This is a genomic window from Alteromonas sp. G4i13 (assembly GCF_054960505.1).
This window is the reverse complement of sequence record NZ_JBHNYX010000022.1, coordinates 59,023-81,606: the sequence shown is the minus strand read 5'-3', so window position 1 is coordinate 81,606 and position 22,584 is coordinate 59,023. Positions and strand designations below refer to the sequence as shown.

17 protein-coding genes and 1 pseudogene are annotated in these 22,584 nt (G+C 35.5%); 2 read left to right on the top strand and 16 right to left on the bottom strand.

All coding sequences use genetic code 11. The features are described from left to right. Position 1: 1 nt before the first annotated feature. Together ACFI6J_RS12460 and moaA are read right to left on the bottom strand one after the other, a co-directional pair. Positions 2–529 carry a GNAT family N-acetyltransferase gene (locus ACFI6J_RS12460; RefSeq protein WP_156078143.1) on the bottom strand — a complete coding sequence of 176 codons (528 nt, stop codon included), beginning with the start codon at positions 527–529 and terminating at the stop codon, positions 2–4. Between the two features lie 128 nt (positions 530–657). Beyond that, a complete protein-coding gene (gene moaA, locus ACFI6J_RS12455; protein ID WP_156078142.1) occupies positions 658–1,626 on the bottom strand; it encodes a GTP 3',8-cyclase MoaA in 969 nt (322 codons plus the stop codon). A 324-nt stretch (positions 1,627–1,950) separates the two neighbouring features. Here moaA and ACFI6J_RS12450 point away from each other — a divergent pair. Beyond that, positions 1,951–2,670 (top strand): annotated as a pseudogene (locus ACFI6J_RS12450) (ABC transporter transmembrane domain-containing protein); the annotation flags it as partial. A gap of 123 nt (positions 2,671–2,793) precedes the next feature. Next, positions 2,794–4,590, top strand: a complete 1,797-nt coding sequence (locus ACFI6J_RS12445) for an ABCB family ABC transporter ATP-binding protein/permease (RefSeq protein WP_462586189.1) — start codon at positions 2,794–2,796, stop codon at positions 4,588–4,590. A gap of 123 nt (positions 4,591–4,713) precedes the next feature. Here ACFI6J_RS12445 and ACFI6J_RS12440 read toward each other — a convergent pair whose 3' ends face one another. From ACFI6J_RS12440 to ACFI6J_RS12375, 14 genes are all read right to left on the bottom strand, one after another. After that, the gene (locus ACFI6J_RS12440; RefSeq protein ID WP_462586188.1) at positions 4,714–6,561 is read right to left on the bottom strand and encodes a DUF4365 domain-containing protein; all 1,848 of its coding nucleotides are present in this window, start codon (positions 6,559–6,561) and stop codon (positions 4,714–4,716) included. A 3-nt stretch (positions 6,562–6,564) separates the two neighbouring features. Beyond that, on the bottom strand, positions 6,565–8,394 hold the full coding sequence (locus ACFI6J_RS12435; RefSeq protein ID WP_462586187.1) for an Eco57I restriction-modification methylase domain-containing protein: 1,830 nt from the start codon (positions 8,392–8,394) through the stop codon (positions 6,565–6,567). Further along, on the bottom strand, positions 8,394–9,119 hold the full coding sequence (locus ACFI6J_RS12430) for a hypothetical protein (protein WP_462586186.1): 726 nt from the start codon (positions 9,117–9,119) through the stop codon (positions 8,394–8,396). The genes ACFI6J_RS12435 and ACFI6J_RS12430 overlap by 1 nt, the downstream gene beginning before the upstream one ends. A 4-nt stretch (positions 9,120–9,123) precedes the next feature. Beyond that, on the bottom strand, positions 9,124–10,194 hold the full coding sequence (locus tag ACFI6J_RS12425) for a hypothetical protein (RefSeq protein WP_462586185.1): 1,071 nt from the start codon (positions 10,192–10,194) through the stop codon (positions 9,124–9,126). Next, positions 10,184–12,547, bottom strand: coding sequence for an ATP-binding protein (locus ACFI6J_RS12420; RefSeq protein WP_462586184.1), 2,364 nt, complete (start codon positions 12,545–12,547; stop codon positions 10,184–10,186). Before ACFI6J_RS12420 ends, ACFI6J_RS12425 begins: the two co-directional genes overlap by 11 nt. Further along, complete coding sequence (locus tag ACFI6J_RS12415) at positions 12,535–13,080, bottom strand: recombinase family protein (RefSeq protein ID WP_462586183.1); 546 nt, start codon at positions 13,078–13,080, stop codon at positions 12,535–12,537. Before ACFI6J_RS12415 ends, ACFI6J_RS12420 begins: the two co-directional genes overlap by 13 nt. Before the next feature lie 158 nt (positions 13,081–13,238). Further along, a complete protein-coding gene (locus tag ACFI6J_RS12410; protein WP_462586182.1) occupies positions 13,239–13,565 on the bottom strand; it encodes a DUF6957 family protein in 327 nt (108 codons plus the stop codon). Further along, positions 13,562–14,380, bottom strand: a complete 819-nt coding sequence (locus tag ACFI6J_RS12405) for a DNA-binding protein (protein ID WP_462586181.1) — start codon at positions 14,378–14,380, stop codon at positions 13,562–13,564. The genes ACFI6J_RS12410 and ACFI6J_RS12405 overlap by 4 nt, the downstream gene beginning before the upstream one ends. Positions 14,381–14,649: 269 nt before the next feature. Then, a complete protein-coding gene (locus ACFI6J_RS12400) occupies positions 14,650–15,339 on the bottom strand; it encodes a hypothetical protein (protein WP_462586180.1) in 690 nt (229 codons plus the stop codon). A 314-nt stretch (positions 15,340–15,653) separates the two neighbouring features. Further along, positions 15,654–17,126, bottom strand: coding sequence for a hypothetical protein (locus ACFI6J_RS12395; RefSeq protein ID WP_462586179.1), 1,473 nt, complete (start codon positions 17,124–17,126; stop codon positions 15,654–15,656). A 25-nt stretch (positions 17,127–17,151) separates the two neighbouring features. Next, positions 17,152–18,096, bottom strand: a complete 945-nt coding sequence (locus ACFI6J_RS12390; protein ID WP_462586178.1) for an AAA family ATPase — start codon at positions 18,094–18,096, stop codon at positions 17,152–17,154. A 2-nt stretch (positions 18,097–18,098) separates the two neighbouring features. Next, positions 18,099–20,204: a hypothetical protein gene (locus ACFI6J_RS12385; RefSeq protein ID WP_462586177.1), complete on the bottom strand. Its 2,106-nt coding sequence runs from the start codon at positions 20,202–20,204 to the stop codon at positions 18,099–18,101. Positions 20,205–20,219: 15 nt separating this feature from the next. After that, complete coding sequence (locus ACFI6J_RS12380) at positions 20,220–20,957, bottom strand: hypothetical protein (protein WP_462586176.1); 738 nt, start codon at positions 20,955–20,957, stop codon at positions 20,220–20,222. A gap of 22 nt (positions 20,958–20,979) precedes the next feature. After that, positions 20,980–22,479, bottom strand: coding sequence for a hypothetical protein (locus ACFI6J_RS12375; RefSeq protein WP_462586175.1), 1,500 nt, complete (start codon positions 22,477–22,479; stop codon positions 20,980–20,982). Between the last annotated feature and the right edge of the window lie 105 nt (positions 22,480–22,584).

The window sequence follows — 22,584 nt, the reverse complement described above, 5'->3', positions numbered from 1 at the left end:
CTTAATTAGAATAGACGACTACTGTCTCATGATAGAGTTTGTCTTTATACTCGAGCTCGTGACTAAACGTCATTCCTAGCTTTTTCATAATATTGATAGACGCACTATTTTGCGGGTTAGCAATAGCAGAGAATTTTTCAACACCTATATCATACAGCGCTTCTTTCACAGCTTGTGCGGCTTCTGTTGCATAGCCTTGCCCCCACGTATGGCGCTTAAAACGCCACCCTAGTTCCATATTGTCACTTTCGGGGTGTTGTGTGAAAAAGCCAAAGGGACGAACTAAAATCCAACCAATGCTTTCCTTTTCGACTAGCGTTTCCACGCGCCAGAGCCCCCACCCCAAAGCAGGGTTGGAATAAGCTTGGAAGCGAGGAACAAAAATATCGCGAATGTCTTCTTTAGAGGATTTTTTACCACCATTGATATACTTCATGACGAGCTCGTCTTGGTCGAGCACCCATAAAAAATCGGCGTCTTTATCGGTTATATAGTGGTAGGAGAGACGCGCACTGTCCTTGATATGCATATACTTCCTTTATCGTTATTATTTTTAATATACTTACACCGCTGAATATAGCTCATTTTTACAACAAACCAAACTTATTCGATGTATTTATTTTGCCCTACATTTTCCTTTAACGTAGAGCCAATTAACTAGCCTCCCAGCATGGCAAGGTGCTTGGTTGCCCCTGTTTTACCTTCATGCAAATAGTGTGTTTCGTGTTTTTGACCCAGCACATCTTGTAAAAAAGCGACCACTTCATCCACATTTCCAGTGGCAAGAAGATGTCTCATGTCTATCCCATTTTCACTAAACAAGCATAGGTGAAGCTTTCCTGGGGCAGAAACACGTAGTCGATTACAAGTTTTACAAAAATCTTTGCTGTAAGGCATGATTAAGCCAATTTTACCGGCATAGTCAGGGTGGTAAAACTCTTGCGCTGGCCCCGCATCTTTTCTACGCAACAAAGGCTGCCAGCCCATGTCTAACAACGTACTTTTTAGCGGCGTACCACTTTGATGTTGCTTATTGAAAAACTGATTTAAGTTGCCTGTCTCCATTAGCTCTATAAACCGGAGCGTTACTGGCATATCTTTTAGCCAAGCAAGAAACCTATGAAGACGGCTATCTGAAAAATCGTTGAGTAAGACAGAGTTCACTTTCACGTCTAAGCCGGCATCAATCGCTGCGTCTAACCCTCGAAGTACAGCTTTAAGCTTGTCTTGTCCTGTTATAGCGGCAAACTGACGGGGATCTAAACTGTCAATACTTACATTTACTTGGTGTAACCCTGCTTCTTTCCACTGATGCGCAAACTTTTCCATTCGCGCTCCATGTGTTGTCATCGCTACACGTTCGATACCAGGCGTATTACTTGTTAGCTGTAAAATATCAAGAAAGTCTCTTCGCAGCGTTGGTTCGCCGCCTGTTAGGCGCACTTTCGACGTACCTAGCTTAGCGAACGCTTTGAGCAAGGTATCAATTTCGTTTAGCGTCATAAACTGATCGCTCGTCGGGCCTTCATATCCGTCTGGCAAACAGTACTGACAACGAAAGTTGCACGCTTCGGTCACTGACAAACGTAAATAATGAAACTGTCTACCGAAACTATCTTCTAACAAACTAACTCCTTAATCCTGTGCTGCTTAGTCATTCAATTCACGGCTTTCTCAATCTAACATAAGCCAGTAAAACATTGAGTAAATAACAAGGTAACTAAATTAAACTACCTCTAGTGTACGCGCGGTGAAACCAAAATTAAACACATTCATCGCTATAATTAAGACCATTTTAATCTCTAGCCTATTTCAAAACGTACTTCAAAAAGCGAAAATCGCCCTACACGAGCAGGTTAGCTCAATATCTATTACAACGTTTACGAAAAGCTATTTTTTGAATCAGCGCGTTCCTAACACTGTAAACACAATAATAAAGCACACTATAAAATGAGAAAAAACCGTTTTCCTACCAATGTCGACGAACCTGTTAAATGGCACGTTCTCTCACAGCTTTGGCCTTATCTCCTAGAGTTCAAGCACCGTGTATTTCTTGCTCTACTGTGCCTAGTAGCAGCAAAACTTGCCAGTATCGGCCTACCCTATGTATTGAAATACACTGTCGATAGCTTAAATGGCGACCTAACCACGCTTGCATTAGCGGTACCTATCAGCCTTATCGTTGCCTACGGAACACTGCGTTTACTGAATGTTTTGCTCGGCGAAGTACGAGACACGCTATTTGGTCGGGTTACAGAGCGTGCCATGCGCCGCCTTGGCCTAAAAGTCTTTAAACATTTGCACAACTTAGACTTGGGCTTTCATTTAAATCGACGCACAGGCGGATTGTCACGAGATATAGAGCGCGGTACCAACGGCGTAAGCTTCCTCATGCGTTTTATGGTGTTTAATATTGTTCCTACCCTGTTAGAGATCACTCTTGTTGTAGGCTTACTCTTGTTTCAGTTTGGCGTATCTTTCGCGTTAATTATTGTAGTTAGCGTGGTGGCTTACATTGGCTTTTCGATGAAAGCCACGGATTGGCGTACTCGCTTTGTTACTCAGATGAATGAGGCAGACTCGACCACCAATTCCCGGGCGGTAGACAGCCTGCTAAATTTTGAAACCGTTAAATCAATGTTGGCAAGTTATTTCTTGAATAAAAATTATTTTAATTTTAACAATAGGTTAATGGTATAAATTATCAAGACTTATTTTTATGCAAAAACAACATACCTCTTGATAAAACCCAAGCTCTATTCCTAATAATAACAACTATTTTTGGTACAAACGATGAGAAGAAGCCGCTTAAGCGATGTTGAGGTCGATAGCTTCAATTGGAAAATATTAAAAGATATTTTTCCGTACTTGATTGAGTATAAAAGGCGCGTCATGTTTGCGGTCTCATTTATGGTACTAGCGAAGGTCGCAAGTGTTGGCCTTCCATTCATTCTAAAGTACATCGTAGATGATTTAGATTTATCCGAGAATTCTCCACAAGCTCTTGTAGTTGTACCAATAGGGTTAGTTATAGCTTACGGATTTGTTCGTTTTTCAAATGTAGTTTTTGGAGAAATCCGGGACTTGCTTTTTGGCAGAGTTACTGAGAGATCGATTAGGCAAATTAGCTTAAATGTTTTCAAGCATCTCAATACCTTAGACCTCGAATTCCACCTAGATAGAAGAACTGGTGGATTGGCTAGGGATATTGAAAGAGGTGCATCAGGGATTAATTTTCTGATGAGATTTATGGTCTTTAATATAGTCCCAACACTTATAGAAATTTCAATGGTGATAGGTGTATTGATATATAACTACGCTGTTGGATTTTCAGTAATAACTTTGGTCGCCATCATCGCATATGTTTCTTTTTCAGTTATCACTACCGATTGGCGTGTAAAATTTATCAGGGAAGCGAACAAGGCCGATTCTGAAAGTAATAATCATGCGATTGACTCGCTATTAAATTACGAAACTACTAAATACTTTTCTAATGAGCATTTTGAGGCTCAGCGTTATGACAAAAACTTAGAAGTATGGGAATTTGCTAAACGTAAAAATAGATTGTCCTTGTTTGCTTTGAATGGTGGGCAAGCTCTCATTATTTCAGTTGCTGTAACAGCAATGATGATGCTTGCTGCGCAGAATGTAGCGAATGGAACAATGACACTTGGTGATTTTGTGCTAATCAACGCATTTATCATGCAAATATTCATGCCTTTAAATTTCCTAGGGCTTGTTTATCGGGAAATTAAAGGATCTTTGGCTAATATAGAGCACTTATTCAAGCTAATGGCTATAAAGCCTAAAATTACTAACAGATCTGATGCCAAAGAACTTCAGGTTAGCGACGGGCAAGTCAAATTTGAAAATGTCTCTTTTGCTTATAATCCTAATAGAACGATAATAAATAATGTCAGTTTTACTGTCGAATCTGGCGAGAAAGTGGCGATCGTTGGCCCTAGTGGTCACGGAAAATCAACGCTGATGAAATTGTTATTTAGATTTTATGATACTGCTGACGGTGTCATTTATATAGACGATCAGAATATAAAAGATGTCACTATGGAGTCCTTGAGAGTTAACATAGGAGTAGTGCCTCAAGACACTGTATTATTCAATGATTCGATTTTTGAAAATGTTCGTTATGGTCGCCCGACAGCTACAGATGAGGAAGTTGAAAGTGCGATAGCCCTAGCTCACTTGGATGATTTTATATCAAAGTTACCAGATGGAGCCGGAACTATTGTTGGTGAACGTGGGTTGAAACTAAGTGGAGGTGAAAAACAAAGAGTTGCTATAGCTAGGACTATTCTCAAAAATCCACGAATTCTTATCTTCGATGAAGCAACTTCTTCTCTTGATAGTCATTCAGAGCAGGCAATTCTGTCTGCATTTAAAGAAATATCCAAATCAGCTTCTAGCTTGGTTATTGCTCATCGACTTTCAACCATAGTAGATGCAGACAAAATATTATTTGTAGAAAATGGCCAAATAGCAGAGCAAGGGTCACACGAGGAGCTGCTCCAAATAAAAGGCAAATACGCATCTCTTTGGAGAACTCAACTCGCTAAAGAAAGTGTTCTCTGAAGTGTACTAGCTCAGACTTGAACTCACAGTTTCCGGTTTTTAAATCGGTTACTTGTCAGTTTAGAATTGAGCTAAATTCTTTTCAGATCAAATAGATTTCCATTACTAAAGTGTCCTGTTTAATTAAAGCAGAGCATCTTCTTCAAAATAAATCTCTCCAAATATTTTTAGAATATATTCGGTCATTGAATTACTTGGAACATCAGATATTTTTAAAGTGCTTGAATTCAGCAGTTTAGAAATCTCATCTTTATATTTTTCCAATACCACGAAAGTTGATTCATTAATATTAGGTATATAACTTAGTGCTATGAAAACAACAAAAGAAAATCCGTAATCAATTAAATCAACTTTAAGTTTACTATTTGATAACTTTGAGCCTATTTGAATATCAATACTATTTTTTAAATCAATTTCTAGCTGTGACAACACTTGTTCTGAAGGAATTTCGTTAACCTGAATTAGTTTTTGAAAAATGATCTCTCTTTTATCTTGATGTAGTGGCATACCTACCACATGTTCATTTTCATATACCAACGTTTGCTCAGGAAAATCATTACTTATTGAGTCGAAAAAACTCAATACGAATTCTGTAATTTGCTCACTTCCTTCATAGCCATAAAGTTTGCTTAACAAATCAAACTGACTAAGTTGATAACGTACTTCACCATCTTTAAACTTTTTCCAGTCGTCAGTAATAGACAATAAACCTAATTCAGGATTAAAGTGAGGAACTGAAATGATGCCATTTATACAATTTGATTCTGTACTAATCGTTTTATCTGATACTTCCACAAATACAAGATTATATTCATTCAATTGTTCTTGCAGATCTACAATTTTATCCCTTTGGCATACCCAAGGAACAAACTTTCCAATAACTTGTTGTTTAAATCTCGCGTTAGACTCACGCAATGCGGGGGTAGTGTTTTGTTCTGATAAAACTTGAACTGCTATATCTAAAGTCGTCGAAACAAAGTATTGACCATCCCAACTTCTAGATCTTCTACCTATCTGACGTTTAAAATCATTGGGGACTCTAAAAGCGTAATCAGCATCTAAGAAACAATTTTTTGATATTATATTATACGACGACCACTCAGTAAGCTGCTTACCCCAAACATTTGAATTAACTGTCTCTGAATCATTTTTTTCTTTGAGTACTATGGGGGATACAATAAACGTAAGCCAACTCCCTTCTTCAATATCTAAGGAAATTGTTAAAAGCTCCCTTTTTAATTTATCAATAAATTCATCAATACTATTGTGTGATGAAATAACTTCGACACCATATAAAAAATTGTCGAAAGTACACTCAACCGATGTTATCCAAGAAGGCAATAACTCATATGACTGACGAATTGTTTCGAATATCATCCCACTTTTTTCTTCATGTTTTATAATGGAATGTATTTCTTGAAAATTGAGGGTTCTGTGCTGTGGCATCAAAACTGGATATAGAGTACATGAAAACATAGGTTCAGATATTGATAGCAATTTAGAATAAAAATCACAAACCTGACTTTCTAATAACGATTTAGTACTTCTGAGGTCATTGTTTTTAATAATTAATGAAATTGATTCATTTACACTACTAGTAACCTTTTCACGAACTTGGTGCGATATATCTGACCAGTATACGACATCCTCCTGCTCATCATATACCGCCAAAACTATAGGGAAATAACTTTTTGCCCATATTGAACAGACGCTTCTAGCTATGGATATGCTAAAACATCCAGACCGAAGCTTTCTTACTTGGCCTTTATTAGAATAATACGACTTCACTTGGCATCGAAAGTTTAAAGCTGTTCGCCTGTTATCAACGAATACTTCACAATATAAATCTTCCCCGTAATCAGACTCGACTATATCAGAAGTCCACCCCCATTTTTTAAACTGGAGAGATACTGTCGTTTGTCCTACATCACCAACAATGTGTGATCTAGGACGTAAAGGAGCGTCATTCAAAATCTAGATACCCTCCGAGGGTAAATTTACGTCGTATAGTTCTTCAAGGTAGCGATCAATTCTTTCTTGGTCAGTTTCATTCATCAAATAATCTTTCTGTTCCTGTGTAAAATCATAGATGCCAAAGTTTTTTATATAGTTCCGGCTTAGCGAGAAATATCCGGAGCCATATGGTTTACTAGTATTTACAATATAGAACCAAAAGAGCTTAGAACTCATGATCTTCTTGGCTAATAATAAGAGGTCTTTATCATTAGACAGTAAGCCCAACCCATTGTGAAAGAGAAGAGACATGTTATCGGTTAATACATAATTAGGTATTATAGGGGTTATATGGGGAAATAATAACTTGAACCGATTCTTTTCCAAGCCCTGAGTTCGACCATACGCATACCACTCAGGGTATTTACCTTTCCCTTTATCTCTTTCTGATAATTCAATTTTGAAATTCAGAAGATAGCGATATGCACAAGGGTATAATTTTTTGAATCTATCTTCAGGAATAATACGAGCTGAACCTTCTACATATTCATAAGGAAAAATTATTTTCTTTGTAATGCTACTAGCGTCATCAGTTCTAATGAATCTGTTTGGGTTCAGAATATCAACACATAACTGTTTTTCGATTTTATGCCCACTTTCCAATAGATAATAAGCATCATCAAAGCTATTACCATCAATTATAAAAATATTATTTTTTAATGTGGCAATACCTGTACTAGTTTTAAAAACCTTCTGAAACGGCTGTCCTACGGACTCTATTTTAGAAATTATTCTGAAAGACTGAAAATTCCAACCATTGTAATCATCTAGCTTATCGTAATTTATATTTTTAAAATTTTTAGCACTAAGTTTCTTAATATTATTTACTTTCTTATATTCAACCGCATTTGTTTCTTTTTTTTCTATAAAGCAAATGCATGTGTAAGTGGATCTAGCGTCAAATACTTGTAAACCACCAAAGTCTAAAATCTTTAAGCTAAATTTTCTGTTACTAAAATACTCTCTCAAAGCTCTTCCATTTAAGCTTTTAAAAAACGAATTCATCGTTATGTAGCCAAGTTTTCCTTCTGCACTTAAAAAATTTATCCCTATTTCAAAAAATGGAATATATAAATCAGGATGGCCAGAAGCACATACTTCAAATTTTGAAAGTAATTTTTTCGAATCCCCGTCAATGTTCCTAGAGCAAACGTATGGTGGATTGCCTGTAATCAGATAAAAACCTTTAAAATTATCTATATAGGAACTAAAATCAAAATTTAATGAATTTCCAACATATAAGTTGAAATCGAAATATTTGCGATCTTCACCTGCGACAATTGCCTGTAAAGATAAAAGGATCTTAGAACGTTGGATTGAATAATCCATCAAATCTACGCCAAAAATATATCTCTTAAAAATTTCATAAAAAGATAAATTTAGTTTTTCTTTTAAAGCTTCGGTTGCTGTGTATAGAAAACCACCACATCCACATGCCAAGTCGCATACGGTAGGATTTAATGGCAATGAATCTGCTAAAGACGCGTTGACTATAAAATCTCGAATACTCTTCGGGGTATATACAGCGCCAGTAACTACTTTTTCTTCGGGAGAAATTACAAACTCAAATGCGGTAATTAGCTCTTCAATAGTCGATATTTGATATAGTTCTTTAAACAAACAGAATTGCTCGTAATCAGAGTCACTTTCTTTAATTATGAGAGAACTAATTTGTTTGTTTTTTATGCCGCGCAGTTTATTTTCTTCAACGAACGAAGATACAATTAACCTGTTTGTTTCTTCCGTTCCACAAGAGTATGATTTAAGGAATTTGAATAGCTCTTTCTTCATTAGACAGCCATCGGGAAAACATTTTTAAGGGTGAAGTCCTCGTGTTGATTTCCGTCGGAAAAAGCTTTGAAGTAGGGACTAAATAGTCTCTTTTTTGCTCTGTCAACGATGTCTTGATAACTGGGATCAATAAATAGCTTCGTCACAAATGGATAATCCTTAGTGCTACAAAAATTTTTCATTATGAAGTGAATACCTAAAATTATATCCATTGGTGGATGAGGGAGGCGTGGTGCTCCAACAAAAACAGCTCCACTCATCGGCTTATCTTCCAAACGGTTTCCTCCAATTTGGAAATGGTACAATGGGTGATCATACTTCGGAGCATTTGCTCCTTGGACTCTAATGTCCTTGTCTAAATGCCAAGCATTGAAGTGAGAGCCATCTTCATTTATGCCTATAATCTCCATTTGAAAACAATAAGAATCTAAAATTCTATCTTGTGTGGCTATGTCTTTTGAGAGATCAAATTCACTATTAACCTCAAGAAATATTGTAATTGAATTTAAATCATGAGGTATTGTTCCTGAAATTTTCTTCTTCAAAATTAATTCAACACCTGCCACATTAACAGACAGCACATCTCCAGTTGTTTTGGCAAGCTTTCCACTGGCGACATTCAAAGCGCTGTCGATATTTTTAAAAACTCGGCTAACATCAAATTTATTAATTAAACGCGCAAGTTCCGTTAAATCTTTTCCATATTGAGTCTTACACCATTCCACCGAGCTATTTCCTTCTAGCAATTTCTTTAAATCTGATTCTTTCTAGTTCAGTTAAGCTGTCATTTAAATCATTATTCCTAACACTTTCAAAAGAGTAGTATTTTGGCTCTAGCCAAGGATAGGTAGTTAAGTCGGGTTGAATTTCAAAAGCCTCACTGGGATCAACTGGAACAAAACTATACTGGCAAACTGACCAAAAACTATCCGTTTTAGTCATAGGATCACCTTCAACTTTATTTAACTGCATATCTCCAAATTTCAGGTGTAGGGCTTCTAATTTTTGGTCAGAGCTTAGACGTCTTAAGTGGTTAGTTTCGCAAATATCCCTTAACCACCAATTATCGACGCCTGTTGACCACCATCTTCTATAAGCACCAGAATATAATCCCTTATATGCAACCTCATCCAGTTGCTCACAGAGTAAATTCCAGTCTCTAGATGACTTACTTACTCCTAATCTGGCAGATAAGACATCCTCTCCAATTAAGACTCCAATCGGTTTGACAATACTATTGAGAATGAAAGCTGATACCATATAAGTGTTTGATTGAAATTTTTTACTTGAAAGTGTTTCATTTATCCTAGGATCAAGATCATCTTTAATACTTTCGGGGACATTCAGAAGTTGAATTAGCTCTTGCTTTTGTTTTTGCAGTTCAGCTACGGTCTGATATGAGTCGATTAGTTCTTTTATTAAAAGCGCATACTTGTCTTTCTTCTCTGATAAGTACTCTTTACTTATTGAAAAATCAAATAAATCATGACTAGTAAAATCATCATAATAACCGTGAATTTTACTGTCATTTGACAGAAGAACTATCGGTATATTTTTCTCAGGATGGTCAATTGCTCTGCTTCTGTAGTATTGTGCGATAGCAGGAGCATCAACTTCTCCACCACCTGCCATCAGTCTGAAGTCCATTAAAATAAGATCTGGTATTTTACTATCAACATTGGCAATAGTTTCTGTGAAAGTTGTTGGCTTGCAATGCTCAATAGCTAAGTCGAATAAAGATAAGTCATGCAGCACAGAATCTGCGTCTAAATCCTCTATATATACTACCTTATATGCCATGTTCATCTAACTCCTTATCAGTTGCTTTTCCAATTTCTACCCTTAAACATGTTGCAAATTCTCCTTTTGCAGATGCTACAAAAATATTACCTCGATATCCTTTGACAATATCCTTTGTAATCTTGAGACCTAAACCAGTACCTAGTATTTCAGTGTTTTGATCTAATTCTTCCAAAGTTTCTACACTCGTCGTTGTATAAAACTCTTCAAAAATTTTGTCTTCTGAACCAGACTTTATACCATCACCGTTATCAGAAAATTCAACGTATATAAGGTCGTTTTCTTCACCACATTCAATTTGAATCTTGCCTTCTGATTTGGCTCTTTTAATTGCTTTTTTAGAATTAGTATAAAAGTTAAAGAGTATTGATGACCATTCAGAAGGGTGCATCGACTTGGTATATAGCCAATTTTTATGAAAGATAGGGGGCAGTATTTTAATCCCTGCTTTATCTGCGTCTGAACTCATTGTATGAACAAAGTCATTAATGACTTTCCACATATTTTGTGGGCGAATATCTCTAATAATATTTTGAGACACAACATCGTTAAAATATGAAGTGTAGTCACTAAATGATTGAAAATTAGCCTGTAATATAGTTGCTCGTTCTAGTGCTTTGGCATTTCCTTGCAATTCTGATATTAAAAATGCGATATCACTTTTAACATGATCCATATGATGCTTTATTTCATGAACAAATTGCGATACCGTCAAGCCTACACTACTGAGGACTCTGAGCATTGAACGTTCTTTAATGGTCTTCTTTAATTCAGATTTGTGCAGCGCATCTAGCTCTTCTACTGCATCCTTTATTTTTTTTGTATTACGCTTACGTTTAGATTTACTAATCCCATCTTCTACATCAAACTCTCTTTCAAGCTCTTCAATAGTTTTAGCTATATTCTTAATACGGACGCTTATTTCTTCGTAGACACCTTTTTCTTTTTTTTGCGAGGGTGTTAATTTAATATTTCTCGCGGCTGCGACTTTCATAACTCCTGTTAAAATTGTTCGATGAAGAAAATTACGCAATTGCATAAAGGCATCATTTTCAATGAGTCCTTCTCGACTAGAAGTTTCATTGAAAATATTCTCTGGATCTTTAATTTCGACAAATCCCAAAAAATTATTATTTGAATGAGGTGGTAGTATTGTCCGTCTTCTTACAGAACGATCCAGATCTAACCAGTCGTTGCCAGCCTCTGCGTAGGGTAAAACTCTAAAGCCGTTTCTATACAGCTTAATTCCGCCTTCTCTATCAGTCAGTTTTTTAATATTTGTCGAATGTACTTTTGATATCAGATCTGAATCAAAAATATAATAGTAAGCTTTAAAACGAACATTATTCAATGCAGTAAAAGGAATAGTCGAATCATCAGGGTCATTACCAATTTCCCCAATTTCATTTATGCTTAACTTTTTACTATCAATTGTATATATACCTATTCCAGTTTCATCAATATACCCTTGAATTTCAGCAACAGCATGGTCGTATACCATTACTGAACGATCTGCAACTGTTTCTGGCGGTTGACCATTTACGCTTTTATAAAATCGAGCTTTAAAACCGGGATCTAATTGTTTGATTTCATCTATAGATGTTTCATCCTGAACGACATCAGACAAGGAGAAAGGCTGTATTATATTTGAAACATACCGATAAACTCTTTGAATTGCAGCTTTACTCCACTTATCACGTAAGTTTTTTATAATAAGTGTTGTCCCTTTTTCTCTATTTTTTTCAAAATATTCTAGTTTATTTGAAATACTTAAAAGGTTGATATCTCTTTGATACTCATTCCAATCTATGTCTAACCTTATGGCTTCATTACTACCGCTTGTTTGAGTAATTATTGTTAATCCAAATCCAAGGCGTTGAACAGAAAAGCGCCCAATGCCTTTTTGACCCGCTCTTTGTCTCTTAAAACGTTTCGATAATGGATTATGAAATTTAGATGAAGAAGATATTCGCATAAAACCGTTTACCAACTCATCATATGTCATACCATCACCATCATCCTCAATGATCAAACTGCCGCCTAAGTCATCGGAATTTTTAAAAGTCAGCGTTACAAGTTCTGCATCAGCATCGTATGAGTTTTTAACCAGCTCTGAAACTGCTGTCTCCTGTCTAGCAACAAGCTCCTGTCCAAGTCGATCAATAACCCCTGCGTCAATTGAAAACCGTACCTTATCTTTTTCTAATGAAGCTATTTTATGGCTTAATTCAAGTACTAGATCATGATCTATCGTTTCTGATGTTAAGTGTTTACTTAGAACCGATTTAAGCTGTTCTAATTTTTCCAAATTATTATTCATTTTTGCTCCAAGCTCATTCTTCACTTCAGCCATTTATTCAGTGTTGGGCGACTTACATTAAAGTACTTAGCTACATCAGATTTTGTCATGTTAGGATCGAGCAACATTGCTTGAGCTTTCTTAATGTCAGCAATAGTCAGCTTTTGCTTCCTACCACCTTTACGGCCTCTCGCTCTTGCCGCTTCTAAACCTGCTTTGGTTCGCTCTGATATTAGTCTTCGCTCAAATTGGGCGATTGAACCGATCATATGAAATGCCAATTCACCAATAGCAGTCGTTGTATCTATATTTTCATTAAGGCTGATAAACTGAACTTGCTCAGATTTAAAGCCATCAAGTAATTCAATTAAATCCTTTAAGCTTCGCCCAAGCCTATCTAAACGCTGAACTACAACAATATCACCTGCTCGTAAGGCATCTATCAAACGCGCAAGTTCTGGACGCTGCTTTGATTTACCACTGCATATTTCTTGGTAAATTCGCTCACAGCCTGCCGCTTTTAACGCATCTAATTGGGCGCTTTCTGATTGTTCGTCTGTGCTTATTCGTGCATAGCCGATTTTCATCACAATCCTAAAATAAAGGTGGGTTTACTTTACGTAGATTACTTTACGAGTTGTTTTACATTAAAACAAGCAAATTATTGTATTGGGTTTGTTATTGGCGGGATGTAAATAAAATGTTCGTATTCTTTAAGTTGTTATTAAACAATAAGGGCCATGAATTAATTTAGTGACGTAATCGATCTGAGAATTGATATTTCGTCAGGTGAATAGCCTTCAACGAGCTTTTTGAACTCTTTTACTGATACTTTAATTCGTTGTCCGCTGCCTAAAAGCTCATAGGTATTATTTGAATTAGTGACGACTTGCATTAATTTAGGGGCAATTGATTTAATTAATGAAGTGCAGACATAGTTACCAGTTTCATATCTTCCAAGCTGGTCTTCTTGCACGATACCCCATAAAAATAGAGGCTTTAAATGCACACCAATATCAGCATCGACAACTTCTACTATCGCCCAATCTGTCAACTTTGTAACTAACTTCATTTTACAGACGTTTTTAGAGATTCAATTGTTAGGTCTTTGTCTTTAACTAATTTTTCAAGCGCCTCAAGCTTAACAACGGCTTCAGCCAGCTCTTTCTGGATATTTGTTAAGTTATCAAATACTTTATTTTTATCATCATTAGCAATTTCTACTTTCGTGGCGAGCTTAACTTCAGACTTTTCTAATTCTGAAACTTTAGCTTTTTCAGATTCAAGAGAATTACGGCAATCTTCCAAATCCTTTTGGATTTTCAAATTATTGGCTTCAAGTTTTTCAATCTTGGTGAGTAGTTGTTGCTCTGTACTTGAGAGAGCAATGTTTTTTTCTTCTAATAACTGCAATGCCTCTAGTTGTTGTTGATTTAGTGTATCGGCTTCTTCGACCATTCGGTTCGCCAGATCTTGCTCATCAACTAACTGCTTGTTTGTCGTCATCAATGTTTCGTATGCTGCTTTTGCTTTTCTTTCTGCGATACGGATAGCCAACTGATCACTTTCTAGTGCAAAGTTGTTTATTTGGGTCGAAATATCAGCGAGAAAAGAATTTACTTTTTGTTCTAATTCAGTAGATAGCACGTGTTCTTCATTAGCAGGCTGTATATCATCTGGCGCTATACCAGCTTGTTTTTTATGTTCAAGCCATAATTCATTGAGATAGTTAGGTCCACCAGACCCGATTACATCGCGTAGAGTCCAGCCAGTTATATCTCGCTTTTGTTGTTTTAATATATCTGCCGCTTTTATTACTTGCGCTAGTGTAACCTCTGGTTTTCGACCTGCCTTTTTAAGTGTTACTACCGAACTATCTTTATTCATACATTTCTCTTTAATTTCAACCAATCAACCAATCAATTCCAGTACATTATTTACTCTATTATAATGTTGAATTTGAAAATTAAAATTAGAAAACGTAATAAAATCAACAACATAGTACACAATGAGTACTGTAGGTAAAAAATCTAATATAAAAATCAGATAGTTATACTGCGGAAGTTTTTATGAAAATATTTTAAATGAAATACATTGAGTTAAGTTGCTAACGGACTTCATTAGCAATAATGCAAATTTTGATTAATTTTTCTTCTTTATAAATTAATGTTTGGTAATCGAGCCTTGTGTTTTATCTTTGATAAATCGCTTGTTCTAAACTCTTTGGAACTGACTAAAGCTAGATGATACAGTTTTTTTTCATCTGTTGATTTGTTTAACCAACAGCCGAATGTAATCTTGCTTTGATCTACAGTTGGGTTTTCACAAAAGCCTTTGGCTGGGGTTATAGACTCAAGTGTGTCAATGCATACTGACATATAGATCTGGTCACAAAACCTCTCTAGTTGCTTTATACGTGACTCCATTTCCCCTGCGCCGCTGGTATTGCAAGTGAAAATAATCGAAACATTTTGCTCATGCTTTAGTATGCTGAACAATTTCTCTAAGTTATTATTAAATCTCCAGTTAAGGTTTAAAAATCCACCTTGGGATTCAGGAATTTTTTCAATATCAATTAGTTTATTCAAAGGGTTAGAATAATAGTAAGTTAAAAGTAGGTCATTACTTTTAATATAAGTCTCAAGGCAAATAAATACTCTTTTATGTTTGTCTAAGAGAGCCTGAGATAGCGCTTTGACTAAGTGCTTTTCACCGCTTCCTCCCTTTGTTCTCACGACGGCCAACAACTGAACATTTTGAGGCACAGTAAGTTTTATCGCTGGTGAATTATTTGACCCAGATAATAGCGAACCTTTGAGTTTTCGTGGTTTTAGATAATTGCTCATTTTAACTCCTTACTAGCCATACAATATTAGCATTATCATAAGTCATTGAAAAGTAAGCTTTAATGGTGCTCATTGTGTGTTATGCGTAACTACAATAAAGACCTAATTATTAGATCCATGCTTTTTTAAAAACATAAGAAAAATCTGGCACTGGAAGTTATTTTTGAACGAAAAATGTTCAAAACAGCCTTTGAATTTCATGTTTTTAAAAAAAAGCATGGAAGTAATAAATGCCAAGTTTGGGTGATAGTTAGAAACTCTGATTTCCTAAAAAGTGCTCATTGTATATATGGCTAAAAAATTAGGAGAGCGGATTAAAACTTGTCTAGCTCTATTTGTACTGATGGATGCTTATGTAATCCTGTGCCGAATTTATCTTTATACTCGTGCATCGTTTTTTTACCTAGTTCACCAATTGGTAGTTTTCTTACAGTTGAAATATATAGGCGAATTGTGTTTTCGTCGCAGTGCCCTAAAAGTTCCCGTAAGAAAGCGGCAATATCATCAATGTTAGAAACACTAATATCTATACCAGTTTCTTCTCCATATTTTACAAGCCTTAATGTGGTGCCCGTATGTCTTAGACCATGTGGCCTAATGATCGTCCTCATGTTTATGATGCCTGTTGCCCTCAATATTTTGGCTGCTTTCTTAAATGCATTACGGTACATAGTTTTGGATACAGGTCTGCCTGTTTTTGTAAGCCAAATGATATCTGAGCTATAGTTGTAATTGCTTTTTTTACCGTGTTTAGATTTCAGAAAGTTACTTAAAAATAAAGATTTACGATAATCATAAATGGTTACATCTGCGTTAATATTTTCCAATTTGGCAGTAAGGTAATAATCATCAATAAACTTCATTGTTCTAATATCTACATCGATATTTCTCTTTATTTGACCTTTACCAATAAAATGTAACACTTGAAAATCCATGTTCGACTGTCTCATCATCGCAAAATTCATCCAATCTGGATTTAAGTTGTTAGCCTCATATGGAAAATAATGAACAATTTCATTTATGCGCATTAGTGTATCAAGTTGTACTTTTGCCATAATTTTGTATACCAAATCAATTTTGCCTAATTCTTCGAGCAACATATTAAATTGATATTCAGTTAACGCCTGACTAGCATAATTTTTTATTTTGATTATTCGGCTATTTTTAATCAAAGGATCGTCTTGATAAGTTGTTGTTGAACTATGAGCATAGTTATACATGTCGGAGTTTTTTTCAGCGTCGGTTTTGTCTCTTGTTTTAGTTACTTTATTAGGGAAGGTCATTTTATGGCTGATCTTCATTAATGAAAGATAATTGTAAAACAGCCTCCATGTATCAACATAATTTTCGATAGATCTTTCGGTGATAGGCATTTCATTGTCGTCGAGATCAGGATCTCTAAATATTTCTAATACACCATTCAAAAATGCTTCATCGACTTCAAGATAGCTGACTCCTTGACTCTCGCAAATGTTTAGCCAATTTCTGATATGGTCGGCATAATTATTTAAGGTATTTATTGTAACTTTTTTAAACGTTTTTTTTCTGCTATTAAGTTCTACAAGTTGATTGAAAAAGTCGAAGTGAAAAAATCTGGTAAGTAAGAAATTATTCGCATGTTCATGAAGAAAGCCTGACGAAGTGATTAGTATTGGCAACCCTGTATCACCTGATTGCACTTTTGTGATCGCTTCAGTTTGTGAAACTTCAACTTGTTGTTGAATGTTTCGATACCTAGTAATATCACTTTTACTTGGGCTTGTGGGGAATTCGTAGACATTATTCATAAACTGTTGCTCAAGCTAGTAATCGTTAATCTTCACGTATAATTTCAATTTCATCGAAATCTTCAAAACGTACATCAATTGGTTGCAAATTCTTTTCTTTGGCCTCTAATATCGAGACATCTATATATTTCCCTTGATTACGCCTTTGAGTGTTTCTGGACTTTATGGTGGAAAAATCGGTAAGGAATAAGACCGCTCTAATTTTTATGTCAACACATTTTCTGGCTAGCATAATCCACTCAGCTCTATCACCTTTAGTTAGGTTTGTGGCATCTATAATGACAGCATGTCTATCACTAATAAGCTCCCTTTTTTCTATCCATGTTGACTTGCCTGAACATGGAAGACCAACTAACAAGAACACTCTTTGAGCTATTTTTCTTTTCATTAGCTTCTGAAACTTAGCTCTTGCTTCATTCCATGCTTTTTCTCTTAGTTCGTTATTATAAAAGTCATATTGATCGTTATATGTGAGTGTTTCGTCAGGGCAAATAACATTGATAGTGTTTTCATTTACTCGTGGTGATGATGCTGTGTTTGTTAGCTGTGTTTCGAGTGCTTCAGACTCAAGATTTTTATTCTGCTTTAGCAACTTCTGGTACTTGTTTATCAAGTCATTCTTTTCGATAGCTAACTTAAATAATTGCTCCCGTGCTGCTTTGAGTACGTCTTTATTTTCTTCTACCTCATTTTCGCTTTCTTTCTGCAACTGTTTAAAGTCCTTAGCGAAATCGTTAACTTTTTTTTGGAAAGCTTTATAACGTCCTAAATCCTTTTCACTTGGATTTTTATGTCCATAAGCGTAGGTCGGGTCTACAAGAGCTAGCTTACAAATGGCATCCATTGTTGCGACTGTTCTGAGTTTACCAGTTCTAATTGCTTCGGCTGTTTTTAACGTATAAGCAAGTTCCAAATTATTTAGTCGATCATTGTCATCTTTAGGTTTTAAAAACATCGGCTCCAAATTCATACTTAGACTTCCTCTGAATTTGAGTATTGATTCATTTCATCGGGGTAAACTTCTGATAATGGACCATAATACAACTCAATAAAATTTTGAGATTCCATGTCTAAATCGACATCAGATTCGGTTAAACCTTCTAAGTAGGAAATGTAGTATTTGAACTGGTTTAGTAACAATTTGCCTAAGGGGCTGTCATATAAAAATGAGTGCATGCAACTAGGACCTTTACAATTTTCAAGCTCTGGAAGCCCTGTCATTTGAAGTGATTTGGAAAATACTTGATTTATTTTCTGGTTAAATCTTTTTTGTTTAGATGAATCAATCGAACATGGAGCATCTATTGTTGATGCAGGGTTCCTTAGGCAGACGAAGGACAGTGGTGTCATTAACCCAATAACCTCACCGTGGTATAGCTTGCGATAAAATATATCTGCTATTCTTTGCTTTAATTGTTTTCGTATCTCTCCTTGAGTTAATGATTGGTTTTTAATTTCAGCGTCTTTGATTATTTTTTGCTTCAGAATTTCTTTAGACGCTTCTATACTTTTTTTTGAACCACCGCTAAAGGTTTCGTTGACTATAGCTTCAGCAAATTCATCAGCCGTTTTAATATAGGTTTGTTGCTGAATTTTTTTTCGTTCAGCTTTAACTAATGTGTTGTTCCTCAAATAATGATCTGGCATAACACCATTGGTGTGACCAAAGAGTCGTCTCACTAGTAAAACAGCTAATGGTGAATTAGTTCCTATCCAGCCTGCCATTGTCGCTCTGCATCTATGAGCTACGCCTTCATCATTGTCACACTCTTTAAGCTCATCCAGTAGGTCAACATTAATTAACGCTGCCATTTTTCGTAATAGGGCACCTATCTGTTGTCCATTTGAGTAGTAATAGGTTTTTGCCTTTTTAGAACTTCGTTCAAGAACACGACGAACGATTAGATTAGAACAATCACTTGGAGCTTGATTGATATTATTTAAAAAATCGATTGCTTGTACGGTCAGAGCCGGGATTGGTATTACAAAGTCCTCTAGTTTTGTCTTTTGAATATCGGTTACTAAATAATGAATAAGATCCGAATCCTTATCTTTTATATAGCACTGTTTAAATAGGTTCTTACGTAGATCTACATTTCTTATTGCACTTGTGAGTAAGATTATCCAAATGGATGCTGCTTGAACGGTATCGTACAAATCATTTATATAGCTAATATTTAATTGATATCCACCTTGCAATTTATAAGGCAGAATTTTGTTTAGAGTGTTTGAGTATTCCAAAACTTTATCTCGACCTTTCGCTGAGAACACTTTTTTGTTTGCCGGAATAAAGTTATTAAGATCATCAGCCAATTTGAAAACAGCCTCAAGATCTTTAGCATAATCGGTGACGATTGGTATCGAAAAATCTAAGATCTGAGCGCAAACGGCTTCTGAAAATGGTTGATAATGCTTTATTTCAGTTCTAGTTGCCTTTGCTCCTAGTAGCTCATTTAAATAATTTTGTCGCTTGGTTATACCTCCTTCTCCATTATGGTCTTTCCAAGGGAAAGAACACTCCATTTTCAACTGTTTTAGACCGTGAAACCTAGATAATGGTATTGATTCCATTTTTTCTAGAATATCTAAGCTCATTGGTGCTTTGATTTCATTGTTATCTGCGGCATCGGTAACCCATTCTTTAATTAGGTCTTCCGAAATAATACTAGCAGGTGTAAATAGTTGGTTTTTAGGTGCAGTTAAAATACCCATTTCAGAAAATCGTTTTCCAAATATAGAGTTAAACTGATTCAGGTTTCCGACGAAAATCTCACCGACCTTACCAAGAACTTGGATATAGTGGTATGCAGTTATCTTTAACAGCAGTATCAAGGGGTAATTAGATTCTGACTCTTCTAATATCTTGTTCCAATTTATGTTTTTTACATCGCTTACTTTCCAGCTCATATCTGAAAATTTGTTTTCACCATAAAATTTCGACATTGGCTTTTGATCATAAATTTGTTCTAACTCTTTAAGTTGTTGCCATAATTTAGTACCTAAATTCTTCTGTTTATCTTCGGAAATTTCAGAGTAAAATTTGTGATTACTTTTACGTTGTAAATTCGTTGCTTTCATGAATCACCTTATACTTTAAGCGTTAATATGAATTAATGGTGGTAAGAGGTAAGTTTCAGGACTTTGCCACGCTTCATATGCTTTATTGAAAGCATCAGCGTGAATTGTATTGCCATGTGAAGCTTTACTCTTAAAGGTGTCTAAAACTTGATTTGCTCTAAGATGTTTTACGGCATAATTTGCGTCATAAAGGTCTCTGTTAGCCTGTAATATTTCTTCATACTGAAAACATCTAAATATGATGTTGGGAATATGTTCAGCGTAAACTTCGGCTCTAGAGCAGCCAAGGCAGTTGTCATACTGCTTACAGAAAGCCACGTTTAAATTATCTTCAAAGTCAGGATTGCTAGGATCTGTGCAATCACATAGAAATCTTTTTTCACGTTTTGACTTAGGTGGAGATTCGTTAAATTTTAAGTTTGCGGCAACTTGCAGGTGGTGTTCTACAAAGCGCATTTGTAACCCAACTATCGCTGTAGCCATCATTGATTCCGCAGAGGATGACTGAAGCAAATACACTAGCGGTATTGAATTTTGCAGGTCGGCTGCAACTTGCCGGATAAGATCGTCCTTATCTTTTATGTTGGAAACCCAGTTTAAGAGCATTTCTCCTGCGAATACCTTTCTAAACTTAGTAGAGTTAAGAGAAGGTATTAAGGAGCCATTCTTATTTTTAATCTCGGTTAGTTTTGGGAAAATATCTGACCAATTCTTAAAAAAATCCGTCTCAGCAAAGAACATTTTTCGGCTCAACAATTGGCCTTGTCTAATATTATTAATATTGTACTAAATGCTCGAAAAGAACTGATGTTTTTGGAACGGAAAATGATTCTATTTGGGCCGCACCTCTGTGTGCATGACCTCTTTTTTTACTGCCGATCAATTCGACAGCATCTTCTGTAGAAAATAAATCATCATTTTCTAATATATGAATTCCTTGCACATAATTAGGAATAGACATAATGACTTCTTTGTTGCGACCAGATTCAGCAGCAATAATAAGAAGTAACAGAAAGTCAAATTGCAGAGTCCGCCCTAGGACAATATTATGTATTCCTTCGCCTGTGAATTTTCTATCTCCACTGGTTTTATAAAAGCAAGAATAAACAAAATATTTTTCAACTTTATATTGTTCGTAAGGGATTAAGTACTTTATCGCACTATTTGATTTATGGCCTGTGTTGAAGAAGTTTAATACTGAATCGATTCTTAAGCCGCTGTTTGTCTCGAATTGAGTAAAGAAGGTTATCTTGTAGCTGATGCAATTTTTCAATGCTGATGGGATAACTTTCGAACACAGGAAATTAACGTATTCATCGCAATGTAAGTCAGTAGGCCAGTCAGATTTTATTAAGTTCGAATAATTGGAAGCAAAAATTTCTTCTTTAAACTCATCGTATTGCTCTTTGTTAAGTCCTTTCTTGATAAGATCTGCGGCTTTATTAATTTTGTATGAGTCAGCCAACTCCATTTGAATTGCCATATCATAACTTTTAATATCTCCTTTCTTAATTAGAAGAGCGTATGTGTTATTCCCGTCATCCTCGAAGAAAGATTGATTATTGCCTTCGTCAATATATTCTTCTGTTTGTGTTATAGCTTCGTTTATTTCAGACAGGCAAGCATTTCCATATGCATATATTTGGAACATGACATAATCTGAGTAGTCCGAGTTTAAAATTGAAGCTTCTACTCTCTCTTCGACTGATTTTTTTGACTTGTCAATTTGGGGTTTCTTGTAATGTGCAGAATTAATATCTAATTTGGCTTCATTTGTTACCGAAGGCAACATGAGAATCAGTTCTTTTAAATTCATAAATGTTGCTCTTGGGCGACTATGAACAACTGAACTCATCACTTCATCAAATGTTTTTAAATCAATATCCGATAAGCTCGTAAGGTTATTTTTGATAATATATTGGGATAAATACTTAAATGGTAGTGGGATTGCAGAGTGCCAGTTTTTAGTTTGTAAAATTTTTAACAGCGCTCTTGCTAATTCAATCGCTATGTTCTCGTTGTATTTATATAATTCTGGAAACCATTCAGGAAAGACTTTTCCTTTTCGTTGACGGTTAGATAGCTTTAGCGGGTTAATCTTTTTTTCATTGCTAAATACTAAAATAGCTTTTGAACCATTACTTTTGGTAATATTAGTTTTTGATAATCCGTCCGAATCAAACTTGATTTGAGGTAATCCATCAAATGTAGTTTCATCACTTCTGTTTGAAACAGGTTTAACTACTTTACTACTAAATCTATTTTTACGAGCCATAATATAATTACCACTTTTAAAACTTGCTTATTTATATTTCTAGTAAATTTTTTCAAAATCTTAAGAAGTTTTTTTTATTTTTTTGTTAGTAGGTTGAGTATTCTT